Genomic DNA, 15,315 nt, shown 5'->3' on the forward strand with positions numbered 1-15,315 from the left:
GGGGTTGAATTCTTGCCCGCCTGGAGATGAAACTAAAGGTAAGAAGGCGGATGATTCGGAAAAGGCTGAGCACGACGAAGGTCGAGCACCACCTGATCCATATAATCGCCCATACGCTGGAGCACTGCCCGCCCAGATGCAAGACAAGATTCTGTTCGGCACACGTAGTCCGAACAGTAATAAACCAATTGGCGGACACTCCTCTGAAGTACTGAAGTCCCCTAAGCACCAGATGACCGTATTGCAGAAAAACCCGGACGGCACGATAAAAGTCGAAGATTTCAAAATGATTCTTGAACGAAAAGACGGTACCGTCGGCATGTCGGCCAAAAAAGGAGGGAAACACACACTAGCGCCGGAAACTTGGAGTAACGATAAGATACTTTGGGTTACGGATGAAGTAGCCGCAACACCGGGTGTACTCATGCGCGATGTTGACGGAGTTACGACCACTCTACACACCAAAACGGTTGATGGTGTTCAGTGGCAGGTGTTGAAAGACAATGGCGTCGTGACATCTTCATTCCCGGCGGGCGACGCACCTATGTCACCACCAATCTAAGTAGAGATAAAAAATGACCAGCAAGACTTACGATGAATACAATTACTGGCTTGGCCAAAATGAAGACTCGAATTGGAATGAGTACATTACCGAGCAGGTAGCCCAAGGAGTTTTGCGAAAATTTGACTCCGAAGACTGGAAACTTCTTCGAGAAACCATTCTTTCAAAAGAGGAGTATTGGCAAGAACGAAGTACTTCTGCGCTCGGAGAGCTACGATCTCATGAAGCAATAGAGATTTTAAAAGCACTCCTTGACTCGAATTTTCCCGAGGTAACTATCGCTGCGGCATCGGAATTAGACTGGACAGAAGCAGCGATTGAACAAGAATACGCGGGGAAAATACAAAGAATCATAGATCTACTTCCACCGGAAGAGGTGGATTCTTATCCAGAGCTTGCAAGCCTACTAAAAAAAACCAAGAGCCATGATTAAATATCAATTGTATCGGGGACAGGGTTAAAGGGGACACGGGTTAAAGGGGACAGATTTATTTTCTAAAAAATGAAAATAAATCTGTCCCCTTTTCTCTTGGGATGACACTCCAGTTTCAGATATTAAAACTAGGAAGGTCACGATGGCAAATCACGACCCAAGCGACCCACATGGTGATCATCCACATTTGCAACTTCACCCGGTGAAAGGGGAAGTCATAAGAATCTATTGGCCAAACCAGTTTGAGGGACAAAAATGAGCACTCAAAAAACAATCCCTAGAAAAGTGTGGTGGGGCCTAGAGGCAAAATCATATACAGAGATTGCTCAAGAACTTCCGACAGAGGAAGAGTCACTTCGAAAGTGGGTCGCAATATACGCTATTTACCATTTAAACTTCGAAGACAGACACCCTGGAGAGCTTTACTATAAATTCCTAGAAGATGCAAAGCATTCTAAATACGTTATTGTAGAGTTCACCCTTCCAGTTCATATCCTTGAAACAAGAGATAGTGTTGGCGCCAACGACACAACAATAACAACATGGGAAACCTTTGAGACAGAAGAAGAAATAAACTCATTCCTTCACGAACACAATATAAACCCCGAACTTTTCACACCCCCATGGACTTGTGAGTATCCACTAGACTAAAACAAAAACGGGCGCAATCGGGGGCAGTTTACGTTTTTATTTTCTGGCGGAATCAAGATTACATGAGTACAAATTCCAACTATACATAGCAAGCGATAAAACAGGGGACAAATTTATCGTCTACAAACTGAAGATAAATCTGCCCCCTTTTTTCCACTTTTTTCCATGTCGGTTACCAAACGCCAGGTAAGCGTGGTACAGGTGGGGCTTATAGAGGACACATATTGTTAGAATCTGTGCCTGTATCACGCCCGAGAACTGGATTTCCTCAATGAACTACCTAGAAAAAGAAATCGACTCGGCATTAGCAGAGCAGGGCTTAGCGCATGAGAAAGTACGCAACGATGAACTATCTAAATTGATCGCCAAGCTAACGAGATCATTTTTTCCTTCCGAGACAAAGAGTCTCGACCCTTTCTACTTGAAGAATCCCCAGAAAAAACAAAACCCAGACTTCTGGAAAAAAGTAGACACTCTCGAAAATTTTGAAAACCCTTTCCTAATAGTTCAAGACAGTAAGATTCATGCTTGGAAACTAGCAACCTCTGCAGATCTTAAAACGCTATTTTCCGAAACAACTGGGTTCCCATTCTGGATAGTCGACGACAAATTCAAAGTGCTAATCTATATCGATGATCATGACTGCGTTCATACCAGTGATAGCACTCAATAAAAAATCCACTCTAGGTAACCGAAAGAGCAAGGAATAGATCACGGTTCCGCGTTTCAAACGTGGTTCCCTCCTGGATACTGCCCAAATGACAGACCGCTTTATCAATAGTGATCATTGCGCCCCCCTACTAAAAGTGGAAGCAGATAAATATGATAATTCAGCTTGATGGATTATCCATCTCAACCGAGGAAGCATTCCATAAACAGATATCATCTTCTTTTTCGGTCACCCAATACTACGGAAACAACCTTAATGCTCTTTGGGACCTGCTCAGCACCGACGTAGATCGCCCAATTTAATTAACTTGGACAAATTCAAAACATTCAGAAAAATTAATGGGCGACTCATACAAAAAAATATTAATCATTCTTGATCGAGTTAAAACTCAAGATGAAAGCTTTGGACTGAATGATAAGTTCAATTACCAACTTAAATAGCAAAGACATAACAGAGGAGCAGGACAAATTTTATTTTGTCCAAAGGTGGTTTTACCCGAACCTTTTCACGCTCTAAACATGGACTTCCTCCTGATTAATCACTTATGAAAATCCATCTCAACATCGAAGACCTACCGGCCTACCCATACCCTACAAACTTCCTGCATTTTGCATCCATTGAACCAGAAACAGACATCGAGCCTTGGTGGCTGCTGGTATACAACGAAGGTACAATTAACAACTGGTACAAAACACTCAAACAGCTTTATCCAAAACGCACCTTGATCCCATTTGCCAAATTCAACGCGAATGATGACATCGCGTGTTTTGATGGAGATGATTTTTCTGGGCAGCCCCATGTGTTGATAATTCATGCTTATGCGTCAAAGGGCTGGGAACTTCATGCCACCTACGCTAGCTTCGATAAGTGGCTAGAAGAAGCCATGGTGCAAAATGCCGAGTGGCTCAACGAGGACTAAAAACTTTAATCCCGACAAGCCTGGTATTGGCTTTAGAAAAAACGAGAGAACCACAGGCAGCCCCTGAGAAATCTCGTTGTTTAACCTCTACTCCCCCGGACTGAACAATCAAAGGACTGTAGCCTTGAAACGCCTGAGTCGCCCATTTTCCATCCTCCTCGCCCTCACCTTCTCCCTTAATGCGACTGCACTGTCCCTTCGCTCCGAACAACGCCCCGACGGCACCACTGCCCTGTTACTTTCAAACGAACCCGCCGCAGAACGCGCGCCAAAGCTCAATCAGGATCCAGCGGTGCGCTCTGCACTGGTCGATTTTTTTGGCTATCAAACCGGTAGCTACACCAACGACAACACAATGATTGTGCAGCAAGTTCTGGAAGCGCTTGATTCGGAAATGTCGACGTTTGCGGACGGTGTGCCTGCCGGCAGCAAAATGATTACTGACATGGATGATGGCAACAATGGGTTTGAGCGCGGCGCATTGTTGCTTAACGACAAGGGCCAGTTGGTCGCTGTCGGGCTGGTCAATGGCCACTGCACGGTCAAGTCGCGTGAGGAGGCTTTGACCTGTAATGATGCCCCGCAAACCGTGCTGACCATTTTCCAACCGCAAGGCGCTAAACAAGCTGATGCCGAATCTTTGATCGGCTGGAGTAAACAACTGCCTCCGATGATGGCGATATGGGCGGAAAGTGATGATCCGGAACGCCGAGCCAACGCGCAGAAAATTGCCAGCGTTGAATACGCTGCAACCAAACCGGAACAGGGAGCGTGGACAGCGGCACAGTTACCTTCCGACTTTCCCAAAGCCATGCTGGCGATGCTTCCGCAGCGGGCTCACCTGATAGGTGCTGGCGCCCACGGTGTTTTCACGACGCCGGGGATGGAGGGCACGCCGATTGAAGGTGATTGGGACAAAATAGCCGGCCGTCCACAACATGAGTTCGAAGTCATTCTCCGGACTTTTACAGAGTACGCAGACGTCATCGACTTCTATCAGCAGAATGCGAAGGATGCCGAAATCAGCGGCAACCAGAGAAAGGCACTCGTTGAAGGCTATATTGGTGGCGGCACCTACAAGATTGAAATCAGTAATAGAAAAGACGAAGGCACAGCGATCACACTCTCTGCTTGGCGACAAGAAGTCTGATTTATCCAAATAAAAAAAGGGCGACCCCATGATCGCCCTCTTTTAAATCAATATATTCTCCCCGTTTAAATCAAAGCTTTTGCAGCTCTTCTTTAGCTCCCGGAGCACCACGATCAATTGCTTTGAGCATCCAATACTCGGCCTTGGATTTGCTTTTTGGCAAGCCGCCACGTCCTTGTGCGTACATTTTCCCAAGCGCCAACTGCGCGTTGCCAAAATCGGCATCCGCAGACTTGCGGTAAAGCTTGGCCGCTTCACGTTGGTTTTTTACGGTGCCTCGCCCCTGTTCAAGCATTTGCGCCATTTCATACTGCGCGTACTTATTGCCGAGCGCGGCCGATTTGCCAAACCAGGAAAATGCCAGCGCTTCATCCTTGTCCACACCTCGTCCTGCGGCAATCATCTCCGCGAGGTTCAGCTGTCCGTAATCGTCACCGGTTTCAGCCAGTTTGCGATACCACTGAGCGGCAACAACATCATCCTGTGTAACTCCGTCCCCTTTCTCATAAAGGCTTGCCAGCAGCATGTAGGCTGAGGGATATCCACCTTCGGCGGATTGGTGGTAGTACGCTAATGCTTTGTCCATGTCCTTGAGATTTTTGATTGATCGGCCACCGCGATGGTAGATCTGCGCCAAACTGAACTGGGCCTTGGCATTACCTTGCTCCGCAGCTTTCAGATCCCAGTAAACACTTGCGTCTTCACCCTCAACGCTTCGATCCCATCGAAGTTCCTCAGCCAATCCAACTTGCGCTTCGGCATTACCTTGCTCTGCAGCTTTGCGAAACCACACTTCCGGCATGCCCGGTGACCACTGCTCAACCACCCCGCAGAGGTTCTCCTGAATGGCTTTGCCAAACTGCGTCTGCGCGTCGAGATCACCTGCGACCGCTTGTTCATGCAGCCGCTCAGAATTTGGCGCGCACTTCCCTGCCTTCATGCCGTCGTAGTAATCACGCGGCGCTTGTGCCCACGTATTACAGGTGATGAACAGTGAAAAAAGTGCCGTGCCCGCCGTACCGACAGTTTTGAAACGCTTGATCATTTGTTACTTCCTTGTGGCTTAAAAATTCCAACGAAAATCTTGCGCAAAATACTAGCTCGCTTCGAACATCCGCTCGTCCACCTCGTACTTAACCACCACCCGATTCCGATACAACCTCACCCGCTCCACCAATTCCCCAACCTGCCCCTTCTCGCGCACTTCCCGCCAAATCTCATTCTCCCGATACACCCGCGCCCCCTCCCGCACAAAACGATGCGCCTCTTGAAACACGTGATAGCGATATTCCCTCACCCGATCACACAACAACTCCCCTTCGAGTTGTGTCTCACCGACGTTCAACTTCAGCTGAAAGCTCCGATCCGTCGGGTTATGCAGCACCAGATCAACGTAGTTGAAGAAAATCGCCGCCCCGGACCCGAACGGCAGCACCCGCCCTTCATCCGGAAACGGGTCGAAGCTGTGGTTGGAGCGTTCGACTACCACCAGCGGTGAATGAATGGCCATCCAGTGAATCAGGTTGCTCAGTTGGCAAATACCACCGCCTACCCCGCGTCGTGCCTCGCCGAAAGACAGTTCCATGCCTTCAACGTAGCCGCGCTTCAACGTCGGGCGGCCGACGAGGCGGCAGAAGGAGAAGTGTTCGCCGGGGGCGATGATGACGCCGTCGATGGCGGCGACGGCGAGTTTGAGGTTGATGACTTTGTTGTGTTGCAGGGCGAGGTCGGAGTCGCCGAGTTTGCGGATGAGTTTCGAGGTGTGTTTGAGGTAGCGATATGGCAGGCACTCGACCGTGGCGACGGGACGTGCGTAGCGTTTGCTGGAACAGTGCCAGGCAATCTGGCGGAACAGTCTTTTTTGCCACACGCGCAGCCAGTACAAGGCTGGGTGGTAGAGGGAGAGTGGTTTCATCCGTGACACAACGGCGCGCGCGCCGTTTCTTCCTTGAATCGTGAGAGGGCGCGCATTTTATCCGGGAATGACCGGCAGCACCCCATGCATTTCATTAGATCAGCAGCCTCTCTTCGGCACACATCTACCGTCACATCCGCAAATTAAGGTTCGACTAAGGTTGCCTCGCTACGATCGCGGCCACGAAACCCTGTTGTCCTTGAATCGCAGATGAGTCCTTCCGACATGAAAGCGTTTGATTTACCAACCCAGCCATCGTCGAATTTCAGCCTCGTCTTGGTAAATTACAAAACCCCGGACATCACCAGAATGTGCCTCGAGCTTTTGCGTGAGCACGTCCAGGCACAGCGCATTCCGGTGTGGGTGGTGGATAACGATTCGGCGGATGCCAGTCTCGATTACTTGCGTTCGCTCGACTGGATCAACTTGATCGAACGGCCTTCGCCGGGCAAGGAAGTCGGCCATATTGCGCATGGCAAGGCACTTGATTTGGCGCTGGAAAAAGTCAACACCGATTATCTGTTTTTGTTGCACACCGACACCTTTGTCTACGACAAGGAAGTGTTTGCGATGATGATGCGTGAATGCACGAAAAAACCGGATATGGCCGCAGTCGGTTGTGTAGAACAACTCAATCGCGGGGTTGTTCGTGACACTTGGCGGTTAACTTCGCGTTTCTGCAAGCACTATGCTCGTAAAGCGAAAGTGCGTCTGGGTCTGCGCTCGAAAATGCCAAGACCCTACAAAGAAACTCATCTGAAAAGTTTCTGCACATTGTGGAATGCGCGGTTGATGAAGTCCCAAGGCTTGCACTTCTGCATGGATGAGCAGGTACCCGGATATGCACTGCAAGACCGAATGAGCAGCCTGGGCTATGGCATCAAGTTCCTGTCACCGCGCAAGATTTTCAGCTATCTGGATCACATCCAGGCAGGAACCGTCGCGGCTGCCGGCACCTACGGGGAAAATCACCGCAGGACAAAAATGTATCAGGCCACGCTGAAGCGCTTTCAAGGGCAGCAAGGCTAGCCTGCGGCGCACACCTCGGTTTAATTTCCGACAAACAAAAAGGGCGACTATCAAGTCGCCCTTTTTGTTTGCAGAAATTGTATACATTCACTCCGAAGAGGTGTTCGCCCAGTGTAATGGCCTGGCAATCCATGCACCGGTAAAGAGCCCTGACACTGGGCGAACGGGAAGGATTTTAATAGAAGTTGGCGCTTATGTCGTCATTCTTGAATGTAAAAATTATGTACGAAAACGTTAATGGATATTTATCGACGATTTCTTTCGCGAAACTTTCAATAACACCAAAGGTAACTAATAGTATGACTACTCTCATACAAAAACTGTACAAGAGCAGTCACCCTGTAGAGTTAAAGCTCAACTTTCGTGTTGACTGGTCACTTTCAAGATATCGGTGTAAGTGACAATAACGCTTTGCCCTTCTTTCAGATTTTTCAGTTTGGCTCGAATTTCAGGCTTTTTCACGTCGAGCACTTTCGATACGCCCGCCGGGTTTTGCAGGGTCACCTGATTTTTCTTCAAATCAATTTTGGTGATTTTCAATTGCACCTGAACCTGACGGTACGCCTCGCCACCGGGGTTATCGCTGCCCGGAGCCTTACGCAACTCACCGGTACGTTCGGTGGTGCCAGGCAGACCTTTATCCACATCGGTGTCGAGGTAAGCGGCGACGGAACGCTGCACTTCGATGTTAACCAGATCGCCGGCCTTGAGATTGGCGAGGTTTTTCGCCTTGTCGCTGAGCTGAACATGAACCGGCTTGCCTTCGGCACCTTCGAGCACAACCTGATGGTTGGCGGCATCGACGGAGATCACTTTGGTGGTGACCTGATCGGCTTCAACAGTGGCAGACAGCGGAATATCTGCAGCCATTGCGCCGAAGCTGGTGGCGGACAGTACGGTTGCGAGGGTGATGGCCTTGGCCAGTGCGTCGAGCTTCATAAGCGATACTTTCCCTGTGATGAATGGCAGCGCCCTACGTTGAAGCGGCTTCGACGCCGGGCGTGCCACTGAGCATAGACGCTGTTCAGGGCTTGGCCTTGGTTTGTGACGGCGAGCTTTGTTGCTTTGCGGTGTCCTGCGCGGTGGATTCGCCACTGGGCGTGCCCTTCCCGCTATGTTGACGTTGTTTGGGATCGGTGGGCCGCAGCGCATCGTTGTCGCGTTCGGTTTCGCCCGGTGGTCGGGGTTCGTCGGGGTGTTCGCCTTGGGTGATCGGTTTCATGGGGTTGTCCTCAGGCTTCGGGGTCGTCGAGTTCACGGGTCACGTTGATCGCGGGAGAGTCCTTGTGCAGATCGTCGGCCTTGGCGCGCAGGATCTGCCATTGCTCAAGGTCGATGGCGCCTTGGCCGAGCAAGTCGTCGGCGATGCGTTGCAGGTCGAAATAGTGCGCGTCGGGGGATTGCTGCCAGTAGGTCTGGTCGTCGAACAGGCGCTGCCAGGAATTCAGGTCTGGGGGTTGCAGGTCGTCGCTCATGGCTAATCCTCGACAGGTTTCTCTGTAGAGGACAACACACCAAGCCGAGTTCAAACCGATCCTTTGCAGGAGATATTTCAGTACCCGGTCATCTCCAGATAGCCCTGGCCGGGATGGCTGCCACTGATGCGTACCGGGCCTTCCCAGTAAGGAATGCGCAGATTCATCCAAGCATTGGGGTTGAGCGCGTCGAGGCTGATATCGAGTTGTTTGTCGGGGATGCTGATCGACCATTTTACGGGCAGCGACTTACCAGCAACCTTGGCAGTGGTTTGCGGGGTGAGCTGGATCTGCGAGCTACTCAGGGTTTGCGTCTGACCGTCAGCAGCAATCCACGTGCCGGTGAGATACGGCGCGCCGTCCTTCTGGCGCATGCGATAGAGCATCACGTGTTCGCCGCTGTCCAGGTGCAGAGAGAACCAGTCCCAACCGGTTTGATTGGCGGTCAGCGGCTGGCTGCTCCACTCGCGATCGAGCCACGCGGGGCCGGCGACGGTGTAGCTCTGACCGTCGATCTGCAACGTGCCGCTCGCCTGGAAAAACGGCTGGCTGTAGTAATAAGAAGCCTGACCTTCTTCGGATTTCTGGCTGAAGCCCTTGTCGCCCTGCAACACCAGCGGGCGGCTGGAAGTCAGGTGCAGTTGATAGGCGAAATCCTTGTCGCGAGCGCTGAGTTGCAGGTCACTCATGGGATCCTGCGCCTGACTGGCAAACCGCCAATCATCGATCCACGCCTCGAACGGCGCCAGTTGCACACCCGCCTGCCCCACTCCACCCCGCGCATAGCGTTCAGCCGCGTGATGCACCGTGCTGGAAGTCACCGCCGCGTGCCCCAGCCAGATCGTCTGATCCGCCCACCCGGCCTGCTCCGCCAGCGGTTTCAGCGCACTGCGAAACAGCGTCCATTGCACGCCAAACTGATTGCCCTGCTGATCCTTGAGATTGGCGGTGACGTACCACCACTCAATGCGAAAACCGTCATGCGCGCCGTGATCTGCGGGAAACCTGAACACCCGGCCCGGCACCACCGGCGTAAATGCCAACGCCTGATTGCCCATCCCGGCAAAGCCTTTCTGCTCCGGAGCCGATTGATCGCAACCACCGAGCAGCAACAAAACCATGAGCACAACCAGATTAATCTTCATGGGCAAACGTCCTCAGCAGGTCCGCCGGTTGCGTGCGGTACAGCGAGTACAGCGGCCATGCCGAAGCCAATAACGTCGCCAATAATGCCAACCCCATCAACTGCAACAATTGCCACGGAAACACCCGCAACGGCAGCCGCCAGCCAAAAGCCTGCACATTGATCACCGCGTCCAGACACCACGCCAGCGCGATCCCCAGCGGCAACGCCAGCACCAGCGTCAGTACCGCCAGCAGCCAGGTCTGACCAAGATTGAGCAGCATCAATTGCCGTCGCGTTACGCCCAATGCCCACAGCGGTGCGAGTTGGCCGAGACGACTCTGGCTTTGCGTCAGCAGGCTGATGAACAGCGCCACGCCTGCCACCGCCAGGGTCAGGCTGTTCAACGCCGCCGTCGCCGCAAAGGTCCGTTCGAAAACCTGCACCGACCAGCCCTTGAGCCGCGCCTGATCGACGATGCGACTGTCATCGAGTTGAAAGCGCGCCTGCAATGCAGCTAAGAATCCCGGGATATTCTGCGGCTCGATGCGCAGATTGAAACGGTTCGGCGTCAGTTGCGGCCAGCCACGCAGCAGGTGATTGATGTTGACCAGCAAGTGCCCCTTGGGATTGCCGTAGTCGGCGTAGATGCCAACGATGCGTGGCGACCATGTGCCGTTCGGCGTGGGAATCGCCAGATGTTCGCCCGCGTGCAGCCTCAAGCGCCGGGCGAGTTGTTCACTGAGCATCACCGCATCATCCGTCGCCAGATGCGCCCATGGATCGCCGCCAATCGAATCGAGCAACGGCCAGTGCTGGCGATAGTGCGCGTGATCAATGATGCCGAACACTTCCGCCGGCCAGCCCTGCAATGTGACCGCGACCTGCCAGTTGGGCAGAATCGCCGCAATATTCGGCTGCTGCTTGAGCCAGCTGTACATTTCCCGCGACTGTGCCGGATTGCTCGGATTGATATACAACTCGGCGCTCAGGCGTTGCTCCAGCCAATCGGTGAAGGTCTGACGGAAACCGGCGGTCATGCTCCCGGCGCCGATGTTGGCGGCAAGTGCCAAAAGTAACGCCATCAACGCCAGACTCAGTGCCGGCAGTTGCTGGCGGCAATCGGCGAGAAACCACTGGCCGAGCACCGAGCGACTGCGCCCGAGCAACTGGTTCAACAGCGCGCTGAGCAACACCGGCAGCGCCAATGCGGCACCGATCAGCAACCCGGCCATCAAGACAAAACCGCTGGCCAGACTGTCGCCCCAGATCAACGCCACCAACGCTATCATCGCCAACAGCGCCGCCAGCCAGCCTTGGCGACGCAACCAGCGCGCATATTGCTGATGCCAGGCTTGCGGATCGGCCACGGCCAACAACGGCAAACGGGCGGCGCGCAACAGGCTGTTGGCCCCGGCGAGCAAGGCGCCGAGCAGGCTCAGACCGATGCCGCTGAACCACCACCAAGGACTCAGACGCAACTGCCCCGCCACTTCCGCGCCGTACAATCCGCGCAGGCTGGCGGCGACGTCCGGCAGCAACACACTGGCGAGCCAATAGCCGCTGATCACGCCGAGCAGCCCGCCGAGCAGCGCCAGCGCACCCAACTCAACGATCAGGCAAAAGATCAACATCCGCGCACTGACACCGCAGGCGCGCAGCGTACGCAGCAAGCCGCGACGTTGCTCAAGAGCCAGCCCAATCGCGGCGTGGACGATGAACAAGCCGACCACGAACGAGAGAAATCCCAACGCATCGAGATTCAGGTGAAAACTCTCGGTCAGTCGCGCCAGATTGTTTTCCTCACCGCTGCTTTTAAGCTGCAACTGACCTTTGAACACGGCAGGCAACTCGACGTGAAAATCCTTGGGCAGCAACAGCCGCGACAATTGCCCGGGTTGTTCGAGCAGGGTTTGTGCGACGCCGATGTCCACCAGCAACACGCCCGGCGCCATGTCCTTCTGCGCGAGCAGCGGTGGCAGTTTCAAGCCATTGAGCGTTTGCGGCGTGTCACCTTCGCGCAGATTCAGCGCCTGTAAGGTATCCGGGGAAATCCACGTATTTCCGGGCGGCGTGAAAAACTCGACGACACGCTCGATCGGCAGCGCCTGCCCGGCCACCGCCGAATCGGCCGGCAGCGACACCGGTTCGATGCCCATCAATTGCAGCCGCTGATTGTCGAAGCCCTTGAGCTGCACCCGACCTTGCAACACTGGCGACACCGGCCAGCCCTGTCGGCGCAGATCAACGAACCATTGCTGCGCGAACGTTGCCCCGTTCGGCGTACCGAGACTGGCCTGCGGTTCGCCGCCGATCAATTGGCTGGCCCGCGCGTAACTGTCGCGCGCCTGACTGTTCAGCGCTTCGACGCCAGTCAACAGACTGGTCGCCAGCCACAACCCGGTCAGCACACTGAAAAACTGTACCGGATGACGCCGCCAATGGCTGAGCAGCGCACGCAGGGTCTGACGGAAAACGATCACGTCAGCCGTCCGCTGGACAACACCACTCGCTGCGCCAATCGCGCTGCGACTCGCGGGCTGTGAGTGACCATCAACAAAGTGGTCGGCGTGTCATCGAGCAATTCCAGCAACAGCCGCAGCACTTCGTCACTGGTCGCTTCATCGAGGCTGCCGGTGGGCTCATCGGCCAGCAGCAATTTCGGCTGCGAGGCCAATGCCCGGCCCAACGCGACCCGCTGCTGCTGACCACCGGAAAGCTGCTCGGGATAACGCTTGAGCAAATCGCCGAGGCCCAGACGCTGCACCAGATGCGCCTGCCAGCGCGGCTCATGGCGCCCGGCCAGGCGCGCCTGAAAGGCCAGGTTGTCCTCGACGCGCAGACTGCCGATCAGGTTGAACTGCTGGAACACCAGACCGATTTCCGTCCGCCGCCAGTTCGCCAGTTGCGCCTCGTTCATCGTCTCCAGTCGATGCTCGCCGCTGCGAATGCTGCCACTGTCGACCTTGTCGAGCCCGCCCACCAGGTGCAGCAATGTGCTTTTGCCGCTGCCGGATTCGCCCATCAGCGCCAGGCTGCTGCCCGCGTCGAGCGACAGGTCGACACCTTGCAGCACCGGCAATGGGCCTTGCGGGGTGAGATAGCTTTTGAAGACATTTTCAACACGAAGCATGCCGCCACCTGATCGGTCAGTGTGGGGCAAGGATAGCGGATGCCGATGACAGACTTGAACTCAGCGTTGAATTGACCGGCCCCTTCGCGAGCAGGCTCGCTCCCACAGGTAGATCGCGTTCCAAAGGTGGGAGCGAGCTTGCTCGCGAAAGCGTCGACCCGGACAAGCTGAAGTTCACTGCCCGGCAGCCACACTCGCTGGCGCCTGCGACGGCGTGACAATGCTGCCCAGATCAATGTGTTTCCACTCAGGCTTGGCCCCCAGCCGCGCATTGAAGCGGTAGTTGAAGGTGAATTCGTCCGCCGTCCCGACACTCAGTGGCTTGCCATAAACAGCCTCGATCCCCGCCAGGTCATAGCCCATCAACTGCAACAGCGTCGGGAAGATGTTGTAGTGGCTGGAGCGATCCTTGTTCGCCGCCAGTTGCGCCGGCCAGTCCAGCGTCTTTAACCCACTGCCCTGAATCACCACCAGTGGCACCAACCCTTCTTCCTCCACCGGATCACCGCCGCAGTGGGTGTTCAATCCCGGATTACCGCGTTCATGCAAATCCTGGCCATGATCAGAGGTATAGATCAGCAACGCATTGTTCAGATTGGCCTGGGCAAACACTCGCGCGAAAAACTCGCCGACGTTCCACAACAGCGTGTTCTTGTAGGCGTTGCGGTACAGCACCCAGTCATCCGGCTGACCATTGAAACCGGTGCGCTCGCCGGTATCCGCCACTTCGGTGAACTGCCCGCGCGGCAAGGTCGGGCGGTAGGCCATGAACGCATCGGGATATTTGTCGTGCACCGGGAAGTGCGCACCGACCTTGTTGATCACCACCAGCTCCGGCGTGTCATCGTTGAGCAATTCGATCAGCTTCGCCGCTGCCGCCATGTCGCGATCGCGCACGCTGGTCTGGTCGAATTGCACGAACTGATCGATGTCCTTCTTCTCGGTGTCGGTCATCAGGTTCTGCAGATTGCCGGCGGTGCGCTGGGCGTCGATGTAGACGGTGCGCAGTCCAGCCTTCCTGGCGTACTGCCAGATCGACGGCAGCGTGCTGTTGATGCGCATGTAATCGGCGCGGGTGCCGCCGTAGCGCAGGGTCACGTTGGTGTCGGCGCTGCAATTGGCGATGGAGGCGGCGTAGCCGTAATTGAAGATGTCGACGCCGGGGTGCGCCTGTTTGAGATTGCTGTGCACACCGAACGGCGCGTTGATGTCGAGGTAATTGCCGGAAATGCTTTCGTCGATGATCAGCACGATGTCATGGCCGACAGCTTGCGAGCTGCGCGCCAGTGTCACCGGTTCGCGCGGGCCGACGGTGTTGTGCAGCGCTTCATAGGTGAACAGGTTCAGGTAGGCCAGCGGCGTGTACATGATCGGCAAACCCCGAGCGCCCTCTCCCGCACGCAAGAACAGCACGGCACTGAGCAGCAACACCCCGCACAACGGCGCCGCCACACGTAACGCGTTGGGAATGGCCAAGCCATGGCGTGGCTTCAGACCGATACCGAACAACAACAGCAAACCACTGAGGGCGCCGTGCAGGATCGCGTCTCGATACTGGTAGGCCGCTTCCTGAATGAAACCGCCGGAATACACCAGAGAAACGAAGCTGCTGTAGCTCAGGTAATCCGCAGTGACGCGGGTATATACGTCAAAAAATACCGCCGAGGCGAACATTGCCAATGCGAATAAATGTCGTATGAGGGTTTGCCGTATATAGGCCGTTAGATATAACGCTAAAGTAAGCGCCAAAAACATCGCGCCAAAAAGAAGTACAGCGAAACCGAAGCCGATAGCATTTAACCGATCAATGTAATATTCGGAATAAAGCAGCAAATAAACAACTAAAAGCAGTTCTTTCAGATATCGAAACATGGCAATCCCGGTCGGGCAAAACCGTAAAGGGTCAAGAGTTTGTCGGTCAAAATCTGACACTAGCACCCGGCCATCAAAGCGCAAGAAATGGCTGACTTTCTTACAAAGCGTCAAAAAACCGATGACTCAAATCTGACACACTCAAGTTGCTGAAAGCCTTTAAATTCGCGGCCTTCGACCGTCCATCGTTTTCTTTGAAATGTGAAAAAAGCGTCAAGCACGGGACAAATCCAGCAATAGCAAGCACTTGATGGCCAATCGCCCCCAAAATTGGGGCTGTTATACAGGTGCAACATGTCATTTTGCTGACACGCTTTTCAAACCCTGCGCTATACCCCTTTTGACAGTCTCATTTCGAACTTCTTCTTTTTGCTCTATCGAGG

General features: G+C 54.1%; 17 protein-coding genes. 8 read left to right on the forward strand and 9 right to left on the reverse strand.

Going from position 1 to position 15,315, the window contains the following annotated elements:
• The 7 genes from L8H52_RS21500 to L8H52_RS21530 all read left to right on the forward strand — a co-directional run.
• Nucleotides 1-562: EndoU domain-containing protein (locus tag L8H52_RS21500; RefSeq protein ID WP_242208735.1), on the forward strand; the 562-nt coding region annotated here is incomplete at its 5' end.
• Between the two features lie 13 nt (nt 563-575).
• Nucleotides 576-995 carry a HEAT repeat domain-containing protein gene (locus L8H52_RS21505; RefSeq protein ID WP_242208734.1) on the forward strand — a complete coding sequence of 140 codons (420 nt, stop codon included), beginning with the start codon at nt 576-578 and terminating at the stop codon, nt 993-995.
• A gap of 255 nt (nt 996-1,250) precedes the next feature.
• The gene (locus tag L8H52_RS21510) at nt 1,251-1,646 is read left to right on the forward strand and encodes a hypothetical protein (RefSeq protein ID WP_242208733.1); all 396 of its coding nucleotides are present in this window, start codon (nt 1,251-1,253) and stop codon (nt 1,644-1,646) included.
• A 271-nt stretch (nt 1,647-1,917) separates the two neighbouring features.
• The gene (locus L8H52_RS21515; protein WP_242208732.1) at nt 1,918-2,319 is read left to right on the forward strand and encodes a hypothetical protein; all 402 of its coding nucleotides are present in this window, start codon (nt 1,918-1,920) and stop codon (nt 2,317-2,319) included.
• A 149-nt stretch (nt 2,320-2,468) separates the two neighbouring features.
• Nucleotides 2,469-2,618 (forward strand): barstar family protein, encoded by a 150-nt coding sequence (locus L8H52_RS21520; RefSeq protein ID WP_242270258.1) that lies wholly within the window; start codon nt 2,469-2,471, stop codon nt 2,616-2,618.
• Between the two features lie 242 nt (nt 2,619-2,860).
• Complete coding sequence (locus L8H52_RS21525) at nt 2,861-3,235, forward strand: hypothetical protein (protein ID WP_242208731.1); 375 nt, start codon at nt 2,861-2,863, stop codon at nt 3,233-3,235.
• 124 nt (nt 3,236-3,359) lie between these two features.
• Nucleotides 3,360-4,385 carry a hypothetical protein gene (locus tag L8H52_RS21530; protein ID WP_242208730.1) on the forward strand — a complete coding sequence of 342 codons (1,026 nt, stop codon included), beginning with the start codon at nt 3,360-3,362 and terminating at the stop codon, nt 4,383-4,385.
• Nucleotides 4,386-4,455: 70 nt separating this feature from the next.
• Here L8H52_RS21530 and L8H52_RS21535 read toward each other — a convergent pair whose 3' ends face one another.
• Together L8H52_RS21535 and L8H52_RS21540 are read right to left on the reverse strand one after the other, a co-directional pair.
• Nucleotides 4,456-5,430: a tetratricopeptide repeat protein gene (locus L8H52_RS21535; protein ID WP_150794750.1), complete on the reverse strand. Its 975-nt coding sequence runs from the start codon at nt 5,428-5,430 to the stop codon at nt 4,456-4,458.
• Between the two features lie 51 nt (nt 5,431-5,481).
• Nucleotides 5,482-6,300 (reverse strand): VanW family protein, encoded by an 819-nt coding sequence (locus L8H52_RS21540; protein WP_242208729.1) that lies wholly within the window; start codon nt 6,298-6,300, stop codon nt 5,482-5,484.
• 225 nt (nt 6,301-6,525) lie between these two features.
• Here L8H52_RS21540 and L8H52_RS21545 point away from each other — a divergent pair, with 225 nt between their 5' ends.
• Nucleotides 6,526-7,329 carry a glycosyltransferase gene (locus L8H52_RS21545; protein ID WP_242208728.1) on the forward strand — a complete coding sequence of 268 codons (804 nt, stop codon included), beginning with the start codon at nt 6,526-6,528 and terminating at the stop codon, nt 7,327-7,329.
• A gap of 354 nt (nt 7,330-7,683) precedes the next feature.
• On the opposite strand, the gene L8H52_RS21550 is transcribed toward L8H52_RS21545, so the two are convergent.
• From L8H52_RS21550 to L8H52_RS21580, 7 genes are all read right to left on the reverse strand, one after another.
• Entirely contained in the window at nt 7,684-8,268 is a 585-nt protein-coding gene (locus L8H52_RS21550; protein WP_242208727.1) for a hypothetical protein, read from the reverse strand.
• A gap of 85 nt (nt 8,269-8,353) precedes the next feature.
• Nucleotides 8,354-8,551: a hypothetical protein gene (locus L8H52_RS21555; RefSeq protein WP_242208726.1), complete on the reverse strand. Its 198-nt coding sequence runs from the start codon at nt 8,549-8,551 to the stop codon at nt 8,354-8,356.
• Nucleotides 8,552-8,561: 10 nt separating this feature from the next.
• Nucleotides 8,562-8,804 (reverse strand): hypothetical protein, encoded by a 243-nt coding sequence (locus L8H52_RS21560; protein ID WP_242208725.1) that lies wholly within the window; start codon nt 8,802-8,804, stop codon nt 8,562-8,564.
• Between the two features lie 77 nt (nt 8,805-8,881).
• Nucleotides 8,882-9,949: a lipocalin-like domain-containing protein gene (locus L8H52_RS21565; protein ID WP_242208724.1), complete on the reverse strand. Its 1,068-nt coding sequence runs from the start codon at nt 9,947-9,949 to the stop codon at nt 8,882-8,884.
• Nucleotides 9,939-12,410, reverse strand: a complete 2,472-nt coding sequence (locus L8H52_RS21570; protein WP_242208723.1) for an FtsX-like permease family protein — start codon at nt 12,408-12,410, stop codon at nt 9,939-9,941. The genes L8H52_RS21565 and L8H52_RS21570 overlap by 11 nt, the downstream gene beginning before the upstream one ends.
• A complete protein-coding gene (locus L8H52_RS21575; RefSeq protein WP_242208722.1) occupies nt 12,407-13,060 on the reverse strand; it encodes an ABC transporter ATP-binding protein in 654 nt (217 codons plus the stop codon). The genes L8H52_RS21570 and L8H52_RS21575 overlap by 4 nt, the downstream gene beginning before the upstream one ends.
• Nucleotides 13,061-13,234: 174 nt before the next feature.
• On the reverse strand, nt 13,235-14,932 hold the full coding sequence (locus L8H52_RS21580; RefSeq protein WP_242208721.1) for a sulfatase-like hydrolase/transferase: 1,698 nt from the start codon (nt 14,930-14,932) through the stop codon (nt 13,235-13,237).
• Nucleotides 14,933-15,315 lie beyond the last annotated feature (383 nt).

Source organism: Pseudomonas sp. CROZ-RG-20F-R04-15 (assembly GCF_022662375.1).
GTDB lineage: Bacteria > Pseudomonadota > Gammaproteobacteria > Pseudomonadales > Pseudomonadaceae > Aquipseudomonas.